The following is a 16,700-nucleotide window of genomic DNA, read 5'->3' on the forward strand; positions in this document are numbered from 1 at the left end:
CCAAGGGAGCACAGAATGGCCGGGGACCTGTCGGGCCAGCCCGACCTCGCAAACCGCGCAGTAGTCTTTGCCGTCCGGGCGACGGCTCTGGCACGATGGCGCGCTGGGTTCCCGCGTGTCCGAAGTGCAGCGCATATGTCCGCCAGAGGCCGCCCGGCATGAAGACCGCGCTCGTCATCGGCGGCGGTCCGGCGGGGCTGATGGCCGCCGACGCGCTGCTGAGCGCTGGGCACCGGGTCATCCTGACCGAGGCCAAGCCGAGCCTTGGCCGTAAATTCCTGATGGCTGGCAAATCCGGGCTGAACCTGACCAAGGCCGAGGACCTGGCCACCTTCCTCGCCCATTACGGCGCGGCGGAGGACGCCCTGCGCCCGATGCTGGACGCCTTCGCGCCGGATGACGTGCAACGCTGGGCGCAGGGGCTTGGTCAACCCACTTTCGTGGGCTCCTCCGGCCGGGTCTTTCCCGAGGCGATGAAAGCCTCGCCGCTGCTGCGCGCCTGGCTGGCGCGGCTGGACGGGCTGGGGATCGACCGGCGGACACGCTGGTGCTGGACCGGATGGGACGGGGCTGCGGCGCGGTTCGACACGCCGGACGGCCCGCAGACCATCCGGGCCGATGCCACCGTGCTCGCCCTCGGCGGGGCAAGCTGGGCGCGGTTGGGGTCGGACGGGGCCTGGGTGCCGCATCTGGAGGCCCTGGGCGTGCGGGTCGCCCCCTTCGCCCCCGCCAATGCCGGGGTCACCGCCGACTGGTCCGACCACATGGCCCCGCATTTCGGCCAGCCGCTGAAAAACATCGTGCTGAGCGCCGGAGGCCTGACCAGCCGGGGCGAGATCGTTTTGTCGCGGACCGGGCTGGAGGGCGGCGCGCTTTATCCGCTGACCCCCGCGCTGCGCGAGGGGGCGGTTCTGACCATCGACCTCGCGCCCGACCTGACGCAGGAGGCGCTGACCGAACGCCTGTCGCGGCCCCGGGGCAAGGCCAGCTGGTCCAACATCCTGCGCAAGGCACTGCCCCTGACCGCCGTCGCGCGCGCCCTGCTGATGGAATTCGCCCGCCCGCTGCCACGCGATCCGGCGGCTGTGGCGCGGCTGGTCAAGGCGCTGCCTTTGCCCCTGACCGGGCTGCGGCCGATGGACGAGGCGATCTCGACCGCCGGGGGCGTGCCGTTCGCGGAACTGGACGCGGGGCTGATGCTGACGAAACGCCCGGGCATCTTCTGCGCGGGTGAAATGCTCGACTGGGAGGCGCCGACCGGCGGTTATCTTCTGACCGCCTGCCTCGCCACCGGGCTCTGGGCCGGACGGCATGCGGCGGCCTGGATGGACGCTGAGGAAAGCGCAACATAGTCCCGGGCCTGACCCGGGACCTCCCGGCCCGCCCCACCGGCGTGCAGCGGGTTAAAGCGCCGCCGCGCGCTGAAAGGCGGGCCGCGCGCGCAGGCGCGTCAGATAGGCGGCAAAGGCCTCGGGCGGTTCGGGAAACCGCGCATTCTGCGCCCAGCCGCCGCAGTGGCACAAAAGGATATCCGGCACGCTCGGCGCCTCTCCCATCAGGTAGGGCCCGGGCATTTCGTCGCAAATGCGCGCGATATTGCGGGCGTATTCCGCCTTGACGCTGTCCTTGATCGCCGGGACGCGCTCGTCCTCGGGCAGAATGAAGCTGTGCCGCGCAGCGGTCCAGAGCAGCGCATCCACCTCGTCGAGGATGCGGAAGGTCCAGGCGTCCTGCCGGGCGCGTGCCAAAGTGCCGGCGGGGGCTGTCCATGCGCCGTGCTTGTCCGCCAGATAGGTCAGGATCGCGGTGCCGTCGGGGATCGCCGCCTCCCCGTCGAGCAGAACCGGCACCTTCCCCAGCGGGCTGTGCCTGCGTACCTCGTCCGTGCGCGGCGCGGCGGCGATATGCTCAAAGGGCTCGCCCAGTTCCTCCAGCATCCAGAGCACGCGGAACGCGCGGGTGCGCAAAGCGCCGATGACGGTATATCCCAAGGGGCCTCTCCTTATTTGCGGCTGAGCATGGCCAGCCGAATGAAACAGCGTTCGACAAGGGCCATGGCCGGGGCGCTCTGCCCGGCGGAGCGCAGGCTCAGGTCGGTGTCCATGATATAGCCCAGCGCCTCTTCGAGCTTGGGCGCGCCCCAGCCTTGCGCGTGGCGCAGGATGCGGTCGCGGCGGGGGCCGAAGACCGGCGGGCGCAGCCGTCCGATGCCCTGCCCCGGCCCGCCCGGGTCCGAGGCCACCGTGTGCAGCGTCCGGAAGAACCGCAGCGCAAAGATCAAAAGCGTCACGGGCGCGGCGCCCTGCGCCTTGAGCCGCTGCATCATCGGGCCGATATCGCCCGTCCGTCCCTCGGCCAGCACATGAAAGATGTCGTCCATGTCGGCCTCGGTCGACGCCGGGGCCATCAGCGCCACCTCGTCGGGGCTCAGCGGGTCGGGGTCGCCGATCTTGTAGAGCGCGACCTTTTCCAGCGTCTGGCGAAAATCGCCCGGGTCGATCTCGCGCGAGAGGGCGGTCAGCGCCTCCATCGCGGGGCCGGCCACCTGCGCCAGCCCGGCCTTCGCCAGCGCCGCCTCGATCTCGGCCCGGCCCGGGGGATCGTTGTAGATGCCGGCGGCATAGGTCTCTTTCGCGCCTTCGAAGAGCTTGCGCAGCGCCGAGCGCGCGTTGAGCTGCCCGGCGGTGACCACGATCTGCGCGTCGCCCGGGTTCCAATCCTCGAGCGCCGCCGTGATCGTGGGCGCGAGCCCGTCGGTGGCGTCCTCGACAAAGGCAACGCGGGGGCCGGGGAAAAAGCCCTGCGCCTTGACCGCGTCCAGCAGCATCGCGGGGTCCTTGCGCAGCTCGGCGGCGGGGATTCGTGTCAGGCGCATTTCCGCCTCGCCCTCGGGGCCGACAAGGGCGGCGATCAGTTCCTGCCGCCGATGCGCCACGCGCATGGCGTCCTCGCCATAGATCAGGATCCCGGCCTTGTCGGGGTCGGGGCGGCGGAAATAGGCCGGGGCGTCGCGGGGGCCGAGCTTCATTGCGGCAGGTCCGGCGCGGCCACCAGAAGCTGGTCGATGACCTGATCCGCCAGCATGGTCATCAGCCGGGCATAGGCGTCGCGTTCCGCCGCCAGTGTGGCCACGGTCGACCCGCTGGCGGAATAGCCGGTGAAGGCGATGGTGCGGCCATCGGTGATCAGCCGCTCGCTGCCGGTCTCGCGCAGGGCGAATTGCGCCCGCGCCAGGATGCGGAAGCGGGTGGTGCGGCCGTCGGCCGTGGTGCCGAGCCCGCTGGTGTCGGTCTCGATGATGGTGGCGAGGCGAAAGCGCGGGGCTTCGGCGCGGCCCAGGCGCTCTTCGATGCGCTGCTGAAAGAGCTGGTCGTTGCGGCTGGCCGGCGCGTCCAGCCCGACATGCCCCACAAGCGCATTGGCCGCGCCGCCGGGGCCGTAGACCGGCGCAAAGCCGCAGGCCGAGAGGGCCGAGAGCCCCCCCAGCAGGAAGAGGCGGCGGTCAGACCACCACATTGACGATCCGGCCCGGCACCACGATCAGCTTTTTCGGCTGACCGCCGTCCAGCGCGCGTTGCACCGCGTCATGGGCCAGCACCTGTTTCTCGATCTCGTCCTTGCCGAGATCGCGGGGCACGGTGATTTCGCCGCGCCGCTTGCCGTTGACCTGGATCGGCAAGGTGACGCTGTCCTCGACCAGCATGGCCGGATCGGCCTTGGGCCAGGGGGCGTTGGCGACCAGCCCCTCGCCGCCGAGCATCGACCAGACCTCCTCCGAGAGGTGCGGGGTCATGGGGGACATGAGCTGCGCCAGGGTGCGCGCGGCCTGGCGTTTGGCGGCGCTGCCCGCGCCGGATTTGGCCAGCGTGTTGGTGAAGGCGTAGAGCTTGGCGATGGCGGCGTTGAAGCCGAAGGATTCGACGCCCATCGTGACGTCGTGGATGGTCTTGTGCATTTCGCGCAGGAGCGCCTCATCGGTCCCTTGCGGGCCCTCTTCGGCGTCAGCGATCTGTTGCGCGATGCGGTGGACGCGGCCCAGGTGCTTGAACGCCGCTTCGGCGCCCGCGGCGGTCCATTCGACGTCGCGTTCGGGGGGCGAATCGCTCAGCACGAACCAGCGTGCGGTGTCGGCGCCGTATTCGGCGATGATGTTCATCGGGTCGACGACGTTGTTCTTGGACTTGGACATCTTGGCGGAGGGGATGATCTCGACCTCGGTGCCGTCCGCCAGAAAGCCCTTGCCGTCGCGGAGCGTGACATCCTCGGGGTAGTGATAGACCGGGCGGCCGTTTGCATCCTTGGTGACGTAGATCGCGTGGGTCACCATGCCCTGGGTGAAGAGCGCGTTGAAGGGTTCTTTGCTTTTGGCCGGCAGGTGGCCGGTGATGTGCATCGCCCGTGCGAAGAAGCGCGAATAGAGCAGGTGCAGGATCGCGTGTTCGATGCCGCCGATATACTGGTCGACGTTCATCCAGTAGTCGGCCTGCGCCATGTCGGTGGGCGTTTCGGCATGGGGCGCGGTGAAGCGGGCGAAGTACCACGACGAATCGACGAAGGTGTCCATCGTGTCGGTTTCGCGTTTCGCCGGCGCGCCGCAGGTCGGGCAGGCGCAGTCGCGCCAGGTCGGGTGCCGGTCGAGCGGGTTGCCCGGCGTGTCGAAGCTGACGTCGTCGGGCAGTTCGATGGGCAGGTTCTCTTTCTTCTCGGGCACCACGCCGCAGGTGCCGCAGTGGACCACCGGAATCGGGCAGCCCCAATACCGCTGGCGGCTGAGGCCCCAGTCGCGCAGGCGGAACTTGGTCACGCCCTGGCCGACGCCATTGGCCTCGCAGAAGTCGATGGCGGCGTCGATGGCGTCCTGCCCGGTGGTTTGGGCGTCCCAGCCGAAGGGTTTGGTCCAGTAGACCATATCGGTCTTGGGCGGCACGAAGGCCTCGTCCAGCTCGGGCGAGCTGTCCTCGGCAGGAAGGAAGGTCGGGATGATCGGCAGGCCGTATTTCGTGGCGAATTCGAAGTCGCGCTGGTCGTGCGCGGGGCAGCCGAAGATCGCGCCCGTGCCGTAATCCATCAGGATGAAGTTGGCCACGTAGACCGGCAATTCCCAAGCAGTGTCAAAGGGATGGCGGACGCGCAGCCCGGTGTCGAAGCCCTTTTTCTCGGCCTTCTCCATGTCTTCTTCGGAGGTGCCCATCTTGCGGCATTCGGCGTTGAAGGCGGCCAGGTCGGCGTTGTCCTTTTCCAGCTGGCGGGCCAGGGGATGGTCGGGTGAGACGCCGATAAAGGACGCGCCCATCAGCGTGTCGGGGCGGGTGGTGTAGACCTCGATCCGGTCATGCCCGTCGGGGCCGTCGATCGTGCTGAAGGCGAATTGCAGGCCGCGGGATTTGCCGATCCAGTTGGCCTGCATCAGCTTGACCTTGGCGGGCCAGTCGTCGAGCCCGTCGAGCGCATCGAGCAGCTCTTCGGCCATGTCGGAGATCTTGAAGAACCACTGCGTCAGCTCGCGCCGTTCCACCGGCGCGCCCGACCGCCAGCCCTTGCCGTCGATCACCTGTTCGTTGGCCAGAACGGTCATGTCGACCGGATCCCAGTTGACCACAGCGTTCTTGCGGTAGACCAGCCCGGCCTCGAGAAAGTCGATGAAAAGCGCCTGTTGCTGGCCGTAATATTCCGGGTCGCAGGTGGCGAACATGCGCGACCAGTCGAGCCCGAAGCCCAGCGGCTTCATCTGCGCGACCATGGTGTCGATGTTGTCGTAGGTCCAGGTCTTGGGGTGCCCGCCGCTGGCCATGGCGGCGTTTTCGGCGGGCATCCCGAAGGCGTCGAAGCCCATGGGGTGCAGCACGTTGTGGCCGGTGGCCAGCTTATAGCGGGCGATCACGTCGCCCATGGCGTAGTTGCGCACATGTCCGATGTGGATGCGCCCCGACGGATAGGGGAACATCTCGAGCACGTAGTATTTCGGTTTGTCCGAGCCGGCGTCGGCGCGGAAGGTCTGGGCCTCGTCCCAGGCGTTCTGCCATTTCGGCTCGATCTCGGCGGGGTCGTAGCGCGACATCTGTCTGTCCTTGTCCATCGCGGCGGGCGCGGTGCGGGTTTGGCAAGCGTGATAGGACGCGGCGCGCGCAGCGTCCAGTCCAAGGCGACATTTCCGCCACCCGGCCCCGTGAAATGCCGCCCCGCGGCTGTCGGGGGCATTGGCGCGGGGGGCGGAAAGTGGCAGAAAATGCGGAAAATTCCGCGAGGCCCGGCATTCATGAAGATCCTTTGCATCCACCAGAACTTTCCCGGTCAGTATAAACATCTGGCCCCGGCGCTGGCGCAGCGCGGTCATCAGGTGGTGGCGCTGACGCCCAAGGTCGACAAACCGACCAAGTGGAGCGGCGTCGCGGTGGTGCCCTACAAGATCACCGGGCAGAGCACCAAGGGCATCCACCCCTGGCTGGCGGATTTCGAGACCAAGCTGCTGCGCGCGACCAGCTGCTACCGGGGCGCGCAGGCGCTGAAGGCGCAGGGCTTTTCGCCGGATGTGATCCTGGCCCATCACGGCTGGGGCGAGCCGATGTTCCTGAAAGACGTCTGGCCGGAGGCGCGGCTGGGGCTTTATTGCGAGCTTTATCACCTGACGACCGAGCCCTTCCTGAATTTCGACCCGGAGTTTCCGTCGAAATCGCCCGAGGCCGACAGGCTGCGGATTCGGATGAAGAACCTCAACAACCGCCTGCACGAAGAGGTGATGGATGCGGGCATCAGCCCGACCGCGTTTCAGGCGGGCACCTTTCCCGACCATTACCGCGACCGGATCACGGTGGCGCATGACGGGGTGAACACCGATGTGGTGGCGCCGAACCCGGACGCGCGGCTGGAAGTGACCGATGGCAAGGTGCTGACCCGCGAGGACGAGGTGATCACCTTCATCAACCGCAATCTCGAACCCTACCGCGGCTATCACATCTTCATGCGCGCCCTGCCCGAGATCCTGCGGCGGCGCCCCAAGGCGCAGGTGGTGCTGCTGGGCGGCGACGAGGTCAGCTATGGCGCCAAGGCGCCCGACGGCAAGACCTGGAAGCAGATCTACATCGACGAGGTGCGCGACCAGATTTCAGACGAGGACTGGAAGCGCGTGCATTACCTTGGCCGGGTGCCCTACGACCGGTTCCTGTCGATGATGCAGGTCAGCCGGGTGCACGTCTATCTGACCTATCCTTTCGTGCTGTCCTGGTCGCTGCTGGAAGCGATGAGCGCCGAATGCGCGATTCTGGCCAGCGACACCGCCCCGGTCAAAGAGGCCCTGACCGAAGACGAAACCGGCCGCATGGTCGATTTCTTCGACCACGCCGGGCTGGTGGACCGGCTCTGCGACCTGCTCGACGATCCCGAGGCGCGCGCCCGGCTGGGCAAGGCCGCGCGCGCGCATGTCCGCGCGCATTACGACCTGCAAAGCGTTTGCCTGCCGAAACATCTCGACTGGGTCGACCACCTGGCCACGCTGGACCCGCGCCCGCCGCGGGATTGACCCGGTCCTGCGGCGCTTGCAGCGCGGCCCGGCAGGTGGCCGGGGTCACTCCTGCGGCAAGGTCGAGATATAGGTCAGCACGTCCCCCGCGGCCTCGTCGCCAAAGGCGCGCAGGTTGATCATTTCGACACCGGTATGGGCGTTCAGGATCTTGTTCATGACCTCGTCCGGCGCCGCCACCGCCTCGGTGCCGACATAGGCCGGCCCGTCCGCGCCGCCCCAGTCGAGCTTGCGCCCGTCGAACCCATGACAGGCCGAGCAGATCGTCTGGAACACCGCACGCCCTTTGTCGATATCGCCCGGGATCACCGCCCGGGTTTCAGTATCGACGTATTTGGTCATGTCGATCTGCCCGCGCGAGACGAATGCCGCGATCCGGGTCAGTTCGTCGTCCGTGATCATGTCGGCGGTATAGCCATGGGGGGCGGCGCGCAGCAGCGCCGCGATCTCGGCCGGGTCGTCGCCGATTGCGCCGTCTATGCCCTTGATACCGGTATGGTGGCTGCCCTTCCGATAGATGCCCGAGGCGCCGAGATAATCCCAGCCATGGCATTCCTTGCAGCGCCAGGTAGATTCGCCGGCCTGCTTGGCCGTGGCCGGATAGGCGGGATGAGTGCCCTCGGGCGCATCGCGGTCCAAGGCGTCCATCCAGTTGTCGTAGATGCGGCCGCCGGCGGCCAGAAGCCATGCTTCCGACGGATTGCTGGGTGCGCCGTGAATGAACAGCGCCGCCTGGTCGTCATGTCCGTAATCGTGGCCGTCGTCATCGCTCGCCCCGGCCGGAGCGGCCAGACCCGCGCAGACGCAGACCGATGTCAAAATATTCCGGATTCGTTTGAAACACGCATTCGTCCCCCTTGCCCCGGTTGCGATTCCCAAGGCTGCCAAAACGCGCGTTTCGGGGCACCATACCATAAATTTCGGGATTGCGCAGTTAACCGCGCCCTTCACCCGCCGGCGGCGGATGGGCCCCGGCCTATGGCCGCGGAGCGCCCGTGCGTCTGTCCGCAGGGGCGCGACGGCAGTGTCAGAGATTGCTGTCCTGGCGTCGAAGCTGACGGGCGCGGGTCAGGATCGCGTCCTCGACCGCGCGCAGGGTGGCCGCGTTGACGGGCCCCGAGCGGGTCATCAGCGCAAGGTTCAGCGACCGTGCATCGAGCGCCGGATCGTTGACCAGAATCGTGGCACGATAAGCCTGTCCCCCGCCGGGCGGGCGGCCATAGCCGGTGACGATCACCCCTGTGAAGGGATCGACCGATTCGACCGGCAGAAAATCGAGCGTTTCCAGCGTGGCGTTCCAGATATACTTGTTGACCGATCCGATCTGCCCTGCATCGGGACGCTCGCGGAACAGGTCCCAGATGGTCGAACGCGGACGCGGCCGGTCTTCGTAGATGATGTCATCGATGATTTCGTCGGCGGGCCGGGTTTCCACCGGCGCCTGATTGCCACGGCTGCAAGCCGAAAGCGCGATCACCGACGCCATCAGGCCAAAGCCGAGAATTCTTGTCGGTCCGGTCATGACGTCGCTCCTGCTCATGCGCAATCAAGCCTTTGCATACAAGCCACCGGGCCTGCGGACAAGCCGAAGTTACCGCCTTTCCCGCGCCGCGCGAACGACAGTCGGAACGGGGCCTGAAAAGCTTGTGGCAAATGCGCATCACTGACGACCTTGTTGCGCGCGGCGTTTTTCGATCGCTTGCAATGCACCCCCTCGCAGGAGCATAGAACCCCCATCAACACCGGGCGACCGGATTGGTACGTGCCTTACGAACACATGAGGGAAATCATGAAAAACATTCTTCTTGCCACCACGGCGCTGGTCGCCACCGCTGGCATCGCATCGGCTGAAGTTGCCCTCAGCGGCTACGCTGAACTGGGTATCTTCCAGAACGAAAATGACTCTGGCGACGGCGCCTCGCCGCTCGCATCGGATACTACTCGCGTCTTCACCGACATCGACGTGACCTTCTCGATGACTGGCGAAGCTGACAACGGCCTGACCTTCGGTGCAAGCATCGACCTGGATGAGCTGGACGGCGACGGCGACACCTCCGACGCAGCGCGTCTGCCCGACTCGACCATCTTCATGGCATTCGGCCCGATGACCCTGACCGTCGGCGACACCGACTCGGCATTTGACGCTCGTCTGACCGAAACCGCCATCGGCGGCGCGATCAACGACGATCACACCGTGCACCCCGGCTACAACGGCAACTCCGCTCTGGACGAAGCCTACGGCGGCCAGGAAATCCGTCTGGACTACGCGTTCGACTCGTTCACCGCCAGTGTGTCGATGTCGCCCGACCGTTTCGACAACTTCGACCCGAGCTTCGCAGTGGGTGTGTCCTACAACGCAGAGCTGGCCGGTCTCGACCTGGGCGTTGGCCTCGGCTACATCCAGGTGGACGAAAGCGCGTTCGTCTATGACCAGATCATCGGTCTGAGCCTGAGCACCACGTTCAACAACGGCCTGCAGGGTATCCTGAACTACAGCCACTGGACCGACGACTCGACCGGCGGCGCAGACGATGCAAGCCACATGGCAGTTGGCCTCGGCTACTCCATGAACGCCCTGACCATCGGCTTCAACTACGGCGTCTATGACCTGCCGGGTGGCGACGTCGAAGGCTACGGCCTGGCCGTCAACTACGATCTCGGCGGCGGTCTCGTTGCTCAGCTGGGCTACGGCGCAGGCGACGATCCGTACGAAGACACCTTCTCGCTGGGTGTGGCAATGTCCTTCTAAGGACTACTGCCTAACGGTAAGAGAGAGCGGGCTTCGGCCCGCTCTTTTCTTTTGGGGCACTGCGTTATAGCAATCGGCACCGTGAAGGAGCCCGCGATGCCGCCCGTCAATCCACAGCAGATCAAGGTCCGCTACGCCGACGCCCTGCGCCTGTTGCAGGCCGGGCAGGTCGACGCGGCCAAAACCGCCTTTGACGCATTGCTGAAACTGCTGCCCGATTCGCCCGAGGTTCATTTCCAGCTGTCGCGCATCGCGCACCACAGAGGCGACGGCGCGGCCCGCATCGACCATCTGGCACAGGCCCTGCGCAAGAAGCCGAACGAACCGCCGCTGATCGAGGCCGCCATCGACGCGCATGCCGGCACCGGCGACACGGCGGCGGTGCTGGGGCTTTACGACCGTCTCATTGCGCTGTCGGGCAAGGCCATCAAACCGCAGGTCGACAAGGCCTCTTACCTGCAATCGCAGGGCCAGTTCGCCGAAGCAGAGGCGCTTTTCCGCAGGCTGATCCGCGACAACCCCTATGACGGCGAGCTATACCGCACCTTTCTGGGCACCAAGAAACTGGCCGCGAACGATCCGTTGATGGGCAAGATGCGCAAGGCGCTCGCGCATCCGCGCATGTCCGACGCAGGCAAGATGCATCTGAATTTCGCTATGGCCAAAGCGCTGGAGGATCAGGGCGAAAGCGCCAAGGTCTTTGCCCATCTGCGCCGCGCCAATGCGCTCCAGCGCAAGGCCGCGCCCTTCGATCCCGCCGCGCGGGACCGCGAACAGGCGGCGATGCTGGCCGCGCAGGACGGCTGCGACCTGACACCTCTGCCTGACGGCCACGAACCCACACCGATCTTTGTCACCGGCATGCCGCGCTCGGGCACCACGCTGGTCGAACAGATCGTCGCCAGCCATTCCGACGTGACCGCCGGGGGCGAGATGGGTCATGCCCTGCGCCTGGCGCTGCAGATGTTCAAGAAGGGTGACGCGATCCGCCCTCTGCCCGGCATCGCCGACGACGAGCTGCGCACATACGCCAAGGCCTACACCGCTGCCCTTCGCCGCGACACCGGCGCGCGCAGCGGCGCGGTCACCGACAAGTCGATCCAGTCACATCTGGTCTTTGGCCTGATCCACCGCGCCCTGCCCGGCGCCCGGTTCATCATCGTGCACCGCGACCCGCGCGACATCGCCGTGTCGATCTACAAGAACCACTTTGCGATGGGCACCCACCGCTACGCCAACGACCTGGCTGACATCGCCGAGGCCATCAAGCTTTTCCGCCGCAGCATCGCGTTCTGGCAAGAGCGCCTGCCCGGAGCGCTGCACGAGGTCCGCTATGAGGATCTGGTCGCCGATCCCGAACCGCAGTCGCGGGCGCTGATTGCCGCCGCCGGGCTGGAATGGCAGGATCAATGCCTTGATTTTCACAAGAGCAAGGCCACCGTCAAGACGCTCAGCCTGCACCAGGTCCGCCAGCCGATCTACAAGGGCTCGGCCCAGGCCTGGCGGAAATACGAGGCCGATTTGCAACCCTTCTTCGACGCATGGGGAGACACACCATGGGATTGACCGATATTCAGGACCGCATCGCCAAGGCCTGCAAAGAGGCCGGGCGCAACCCGTCCGAGGTCGCGCTGATCGCCGTCTCGAAAGTGCAGCCGCTGGAACGGGTCGAGGCCGTGCTGGCAGAGGGCCATCGGCTCTTCGGTGAAAACCGCGTGCAGGAGGCCGCGGGCAAGTGGCCGGAATTTCAAAAGACCTATCCCGACGCGCAGGTCCATCTGATCGGCCCGCTGCAGACCAACAAGGCGCGGCAGGCGATGGAGCTGTTCAGCGCGATCCATTCCGTCGACCGGCCCAAGCTGGCCAAGAACATCGCGCGGCTGGCGCAAGAAATGGGCCACTGCCCCGACCTCTTCATTCAGATCAACACCGGCGAGGAAGATCAGAAGGCCGGGGTCCTGCCTGCCGACGCCGACGACTTCATCGCCGAATGCCGGGCGCTCGATCTGCCCATTCAGGGGCTGATGTGCATCCCCCCGGTGGACGAAGCGCCGTCGCTGCACTTTGCCCTTCTGGCGAAGATCGCCAAGCGCAACGGCCTCACCGGCCTGTCCATGGGGATGAGCAGCGATTTCGAAGAGGCGATTGCGCTTGGCGCCACGCATGTTCGGGTCGGATCGGCCATCTTCGGCGAGCGCACAAAGGGCTGATCCGGTCACACCCGACATGAAAAAACCCGGCGCGATGGCCGGGTTTTTTTTATCGTACTTTGGTGCCGATCAGTGCAACTTGGCGCCAACCTCGGTGATCGCTTCGTCGATCAGCTTGTTGGCGTCGGTCGCGGTCATCTGCTTGGCGATCACCGATTTGGCCGCCTTGATGGCAACCGCCGCGGCCTGATCACGGACTTCCTTCACCGCGGCAGCCTCGGCCGAGGCGATCTGACCCTCGGCAGCGGCCAGACGGCGTGCGATCGAAGCTTTCAGATCCTCCTTGGCCTGGTCGGCTGCGATCTGCGATTCTTCTTTGGCGTGGGCGACGATCCGGTCGGCCTGCTCCTGCACCTCGTTCTGCTTGCGCTCATAAGAGGCCAGCAGCGTCTGTGCCTCTTCGCGCAGGGCGCGGGCGTCGTCCAACTCGGACCGGATGCCCTCGGCGCGCTTGTCGAGCATGCCGCCCAGAAGGCCGGGCACCTTGAAGTAGACCAGCACGGCAAGGAACAGCAGGAAGCCCAGCAGCACGACAAAGTCGGTGTTGCCCAGCGAGAAGAACGGGCCGGAGGCGGCCAGCGCGGGTCCGGCGAGCGCCGTCAGGGCGGTTGCGGTCAGAATGATACGCATGTCTTACCCTTTCAGCTGGTCTGCGACGGCCGCGTCGATGGCTTTGTCGTCTGCCTTGCCGCCCAGGGCTGCAACGACCGCAGCCGCCGTTTCCTTGGCAACCGCTTCGACATTCTCCATCGCCGAGGCGCGGATTTCGGAAATGGCCTTTTCCGATTCGGCCGCCTTTGCGGCGATCTCGGCATCGGCTTTCTTGGTGGCGTCGGCCAGTTCGGCCTTGATTTCGTCGCGGGCCTCTTGCGCGATGGCCTGCGCCTGGGCGCGTGCGTCGGCGAGTGCTTTGTCATAGGCCTTTTCGGCCTCTTCCGCCTTGCGCTTCAGGTCTTCGGCAGCGGCCAGATCGTTGGTGATCGTCCCCTGACGTTCCGCCAGAACGGCGGCAATCCGCGGCAGGGCGATGCGCGACAGCACAAAGAAGATCACCACCAGCGTGATGACCAGCCAGAAGATCTGGTTGGGGAACCAGTCGAAGCACAGCTGCGGCATGCCGATGGCGCTGCCACCAGCGTCGATGCAGGTGCTTGCGGCCCCTTGGGTTTCGGTCGCCATGTCGTCCTCCGTCGGAACTTGTCTTTACTTTAGCAGCTCACCCGGGGGTGAGACACATCGGGCGGCCAGAGCCTTGGCCAAAGCCGCCCGCGCGTAAGGATCGTGTGTCCGAAGCGGTTTAGACGGCGAACATCAGCAGCAGCGACACGAGGAAGGCAAAGATGCCCAGCGCTTCTGCGAATGCGATACCGATGAAGAGCGTTGCCGTCTGCGATGCAGCGGCGGAGGGGTTGCGCAGAGCGCCGGCCAGATAGTTGCCAGCCACGTTGCCCACCCCGATGGCGGCCGCGCCGGAACCGATTGCTGCCAGGCCTGCGCCGATGTGTGCCAGATCGCCTTCCATGATGAATCTCCTTACGATTGGAAGTTGGATATTGGGTTGTTTGCTTGCGTGAGGCGGGTTGGACCCCGCCGCTGCATTAGTGATGCGGGTGCAATGCGTCCTTGAGATAGACGCAGGTCAGGATGGTGAACACGTAGGCCTGAATGAAGGACACCAGCACCTCGAGCCCGTACATCGCCGTGATTGCCACGACCGACAGGGGCGAGATGGCGGCAATGGCCGCGAAGCCCGCGAACACCTTGATCACGGCGTGACCGGCCATGACGTTGCCGGCAAGACGAATGGAGTGGCTGACCGGACGCACGAAGTACGAGATCAGTTCGATCACCGCCAGAACGGGGCGCAGCGGCAGCGGTGCCGAGGCCACCCAGAAGAGGCCCAGAAACGACGCGCCATTCTTGATGAATCCCAGGATCGTCACCGTCAGGAACACCGCCAGCGCCAGCACGATCGTCACCGCGAAATGCGAGGTCGTGGTAAAGGACAGCGGTATCAGGCCGAGGAAGTTGGCAAAGACGATGAAAAGAAACAGCGTCATGATATACGGGAAGTAAACGACGCCTTCCTTGCCCGTGATATCCTCGACCATCTTGTAGATAAAGCCATAGGCCAGCTCGGCGATGGACTGGCTGCGCGAGGGTACGACCGCGCGGCGCGCGGTGCCCAGAACCATCAGACCGACCACGCAGAGAACGGCCAGCGCCATCCAGAGCGTCACGTTGGTGATCGTGAACACCCCGATCGGGCCGTCGCCGAACAGCGGCTTGACGATGAACTGGTCCATCGGGTGGAACACCAGGCTGCTTTCTTCGGCTCCGTGCGCTTCAGTCGCCATTGCGTTTCCTCTCGTCCTCACCACCGGTTTCGGCGGCTATCTTCTTGGCCTGGATTTCCTGTGCCGTGCGCAGCATCGTCTTCACGCCCGCGGCAAAACCCAGCAATGTGAACAGCACCAGCATAAAGGGCAGCGTGCCAAAGAGCGCGTCCAGCCCGTAACCGATGCCAAAGCCGATCCCGAGACCGGCCACCAGCTCTGTCACCATCCGCCAGGCGACCTGCGCCTGAGAATAATGTTCCTCTTGATGCGGTTTCCCGCCGTCCTTCGCCGCTTTTGCAGCGGCGATCCGGGCTTCGAGCTCGGCCAGCCGTCGCTTAGCATCGGGATCAGGCACGTTACCACCTCAGTTGGTGTGTTGCGCCCGTTGCTATGCGTCAGCGCAGCCCGAGTCAATATGCCGGAGCCTCACGGCAGAGGCGGTATAAATCTCTGATATATAGTTGTTTTAATTGCGCACCACCGACCCCGACGGATCTGTCGCATGCCAAGATCGGCCATTTCCGGGGAAATTGGTTATTCAACCCTTCAGTTGAATATATTCAACGGCTTTGGCGCGCCGAACTTGACCTGACGCGGGAATGGCGGCTTATGGCGGCATGGCCCACCCGCTCGACATCGTCTTTGCAGCGCTCGCCGATCCGACGCGGCGGCAGATCCTGTCGATGCTGCTGGAGGACGATATGGCTGTCACCGACGTGGCCGACCCGTTCGACATGTCGCTGGCCGCGATTTCGAAACATCTCGGGATCCTGGCCGGGGCCGGGCTTATCTCTCAGGAAAAGCGCGGGCGGGTGAAGTGGTGCAAGCTCGAGCCCGACGCCCTGCGCGACGCCAGCATCTGGATGCAGGGGTTCGGGCAGTTCGAGGCGGTGAACCTCGACGCCTTCGAGCGGTTCCTGGCGCAGGAACTGCCGCCGCGCGATCACGAGTGACGGCGGCCCTCAACAGGCCGAATCGTCGCCCGCATAGGTTTTCAGATGGCTCAGAAACGCCTGCACCTTGGCCGTCCGATGCAGGTCCACATGCGTGACCAGCCAAAGCGGCGCGCGCCATTCGGGCCGTGGCGGCATGATCTGCACCAGCGTGGGATGCTTCGCGGCCTCGCGCAGACCGACAAAGCCGATCCCGGCCCCGGCCAGAACCGCCCGTTCCATCACGCGGCTGTCGGTGCTGCGGAACACGACCCGTTCATAAGGGATATGTTCGCGCAGCCAGCGCTGGAACGGCGCGCGGCTGTCGGGGGCGTCATGCGCCACGAACCGGTGTTGCGGCAGATCTTCCATGCTCTCGGGCTTGCCGTGGCGTTCGACGTAATCCTGGCTGGCGTAAAGCGCCAGATCCTGCCGGGTAAAGGCCTGCACCACATTGTCCGGCTCTTCCGGCGCGGGGCCGGCGCGCACCGCCACATGCGCCTCGCCGTATTCAAGCCGGAACAGCCGGTCCCCGGTCAGATAGCGCACGATGACATCGGGATGGCTTTCCTGGAAGCTGGCCAGCGCCCCCACCATCAGCGGCGCGAGCGACACCAGCGAGGTGACCAGCAGCTCGCCCGACACATCGGCGCCGCGCCCCTTGATCCGTCCGGCAAGCTGCTGGAACTGATCGTCGGTTGTCTTGGCGACGCGCATCAGATCGTGCCCCGCCTCGGTTGCCGTATACCCGCGCGCGTGCCGCTGGAACAGCTTGACGCCCAGCCGCCCCTCCAGCGCGTCGATATGGCGGATCACCGTGGCATGGTGCACGCCAAGCACTTCGGCCGCACCGCTGACGGTCCCCAGCCGCGCCACCTGGAACGCGGTTCGGATTTCATCCCAGTTGTCCATTGGACCCTCTGTGCGGAAATTCGCATCCATCCGGAACATGTG

At 65.7% G+C, this 16,700-nt stretch carries 18 protein-coding genes; 6 read left to right on the forward strand and 12 right to left on the reverse strand.

Features of this window, described 5'->3' with window-relative positions:
• Window positions 1–158 precede the first annotated feature (158 nt).
• Window positions 159–1,352, forward strand: coding sequence for a TIGR03862 family flavoprotein (locus tag RXV88_RS16725; RefSeq protein WP_316294637.1), 1,194 nt, complete (start codon window positions 159–161; stop codon window positions 1,350–1,352).
• Between the two features lie 51 nt (window positions 1,353–1,403).
• On the opposite strand, the gene RXV88_RS16730 is transcribed toward RXV88_RS16725, so the two are convergent.
• From RXV88_RS16730 to leuS, 4 genes are read right to left on the reverse strand one after another with little or no spacing between them, the layout of a single operon-like run.
• Entirely contained in the window at window positions 1,404–1,991 is a 588-nt protein-coding gene (locus RXV88_RS16730) for a glutathione S-transferase family protein (protein WP_316294638.1), read from the reverse strand.
• 11 nt (window positions 1,992–2,002) lie between these two features.
• Window positions 2,003–3,028: a DNA polymerase III subunit delta gene (holA, locus tag RXV88_RS16735; RefSeq protein WP_316294639.1), complete on the reverse strand. Its 1,026-nt coding sequence runs from the start codon at window positions 3,026–3,028 to the stop codon at window positions 2,003–2,005.
• Complete coding sequence (gene lptE / locus RXV88_RS16740; RefSeq protein WP_316294640.1) at window positions 3,025–3,516, reverse strand: LPS assembly lipoprotein LptE; 492 nt, start codon at window positions 3,514–3,516, stop codon at window positions 3,025–3,027. The genes holA and lptE overlap by 4 nt, the downstream gene beginning before the upstream one ends.
• Window positions 3,503–6,058 (reverse strand): leucine--tRNA ligase, encoded by a 2,556-nt coding sequence (gene leuS, locus RXV88_RS16745; protein WP_316294674.1) that lies wholly within the window; start codon window positions 6,056–6,058, stop codon window positions 3,503–3,505. The genes lptE and leuS overlap by 14 nt, the downstream gene beginning before the upstream one ends.
• Window positions 6,059–6,256: 198 nt before the next feature.
• Here leuS and RXV88_RS16750 point away from each other — a divergent pair, with 198 nt between their 5' ends.
• Entirely contained in the window at window positions 6,257–7,516 is a 1,260-nt protein-coding gene (locus RXV88_RS16750) for a glycosyltransferase (RefSeq protein ID WP_316294641.1), read from the forward strand.
• A gap of 45 nt (window positions 7,517–7,561) precedes the next feature.
• On the opposite strand, the gene RXV88_RS16755 is transcribed toward RXV88_RS16750, so the two are convergent.
• Window positions 7,562–8,335 (reverse strand): c-type cytochrome, encoded by a 774-nt coding sequence (locus tag RXV88_RS16755; protein ID WP_316294642.1) that lies wholly within the window; start codon window positions 8,333–8,335, stop codon window positions 7,562–7,564.
• A 208-nt stretch (window positions 8,336–8,543) separates the two neighbouring features.
• Window positions 8,544–9,038 (reverse strand): DUF3576 domain-containing protein, encoded by a 495-nt coding sequence (locus RXV88_RS16760; protein WP_316294643.1) that lies wholly within the window; start codon window positions 9,036–9,038, stop codon window positions 8,544–8,546.
• 267 nt (window positions 9,039–9,305) lie between these two features.
• Here RXV88_RS16760 and RXV88_RS16765 point away from each other — a divergent pair, with 267 nt between their 5' ends.
• The 3 genes from RXV88_RS16765 (at window position 9,306) to RXV88_RS16775 (ending at window position 12,475) form a co-directional block, all read left to right on the forward strand.
• Complete coding sequence (locus tag RXV88_RS16765; protein WP_316294644.1) at window positions 9,306–10,265, forward strand: porin; 960 nt, start codon at window positions 9,306–9,308, stop codon at window positions 10,263–10,265.
• 96 nt (window positions 10,266–10,361) lie between these two features.
• Window positions 10,362–11,831 (forward strand): tetratricopeptide repeat-containing sulfotransferase family protein, encoded by a 1,470-nt coding sequence (locus RXV88_RS16770; protein WP_316294645.1) that lies wholly within the window; start codon window positions 10,362–10,364, stop codon window positions 11,829–11,831.
• Window positions 11,822–12,475, forward strand: coding sequence for a YggS family pyridoxal phosphate-dependent enzyme (locus RXV88_RS16775; RefSeq protein ID WP_316294646.1), 654 nt, complete (start codon window positions 11,822–11,824; stop codon window positions 12,473–12,475). The genes RXV88_RS16770 and RXV88_RS16775 overlap by 10 nt, the downstream gene beginning before the upstream one ends.
• 69 nt (window positions 12,476–12,544) lie before the next feature.
• Here RXV88_RS16775 and RXV88_RS16780 read toward each other — a convergent pair whose 3' ends face one another.
• The 5 genes from RXV88_RS16780 to RXV88_RS16800 form a co-directional block, all read right to left on the reverse strand.
• Entirely contained in the window at window positions 12,545–13,105 is a 561-nt protein-coding gene (locus RXV88_RS16780; protein ID WP_316294647.1) for a F0F1 ATP synthase subunit B, read from the reverse strand.
• Between the two features lie 3 nt (window positions 13,106–13,108).
• Entirely contained in the window at window positions 13,109–13,654 is a 546-nt protein-coding gene (locus RXV88_RS16785; RefSeq protein ID WP_316294648.1) for a F0F1 ATP synthase subunit B', read from the reverse strand.
• Between the two features lie 118 nt (window positions 13,655–13,772).
• On the reverse strand, window positions 13,773–13,997 hold the full coding sequence (locus RXV88_RS16790) for a F0F1 ATP synthase subunit C (protein WP_072775827.1): 225 nt from the start codon (window positions 13,995–13,997) through the stop codon (window positions 13,773–13,775).
• 76 nt (window positions 13,998–14,073) lie between these two features.
• Window positions 14,074–14,832, reverse strand: coding sequence for a F0F1 ATP synthase subunit A (locus tag RXV88_RS16795; protein WP_316294649.1), 759 nt, complete (start codon window positions 14,830–14,832; stop codon window positions 14,074–14,076).
• Window positions 14,822–15,169, reverse strand: coding sequence for an AtpZ/AtpI family protein (locus RXV88_RS16800; RefSeq protein ID WP_316294650.1), 348 nt, complete (start codon window positions 15,167–15,169; stop codon window positions 14,822–14,824). The genes RXV88_RS16795 and RXV88_RS16800 overlap by 11 nt, the downstream gene beginning before the upstream one ends.
• A gap of 262 nt (window positions 15,170–15,431) precedes the next feature.
• Here RXV88_RS16800 and RXV88_RS16805 point away from each other — a divergent pair, with 262 nt between their 5' ends.
• Window positions 15,432–15,767 carry a metalloregulator ArsR/SmtB family transcription factor gene (locus RXV88_RS16805; protein ID WP_316294651.1) on the forward strand — a complete coding sequence of 112 codons (336 nt, stop codon included), beginning with the start codon at window positions 15,432–15,434 and terminating at the stop codon, window positions 15,765–15,767.
• Between the two features lie 9 nt (window positions 15,768–15,776).
• On the opposite strand, the gene RXV88_RS16810 is transcribed toward RXV88_RS16805, so the two are convergent.
• A complete protein-coding gene (locus tag RXV88_RS16810) occupies window positions 15,777–16,658 on the reverse strand; it encodes a LysR family transcriptional regulator (RefSeq protein WP_316294652.1) in 882 nt (293 codons plus the stop codon).
• Window positions 16,659–16,700 lie beyond the last annotated feature (42 nt).

This window comes from Aestuariicoccus sp. MJ-SS9, from assembly GCF_032586235.1.
Classification (GTDB): Bacteria; Pseudomonadota; Alphaproteobacteria; order Rhodobacterales; family Rhodobacteraceae; genus Aestuariicoccus.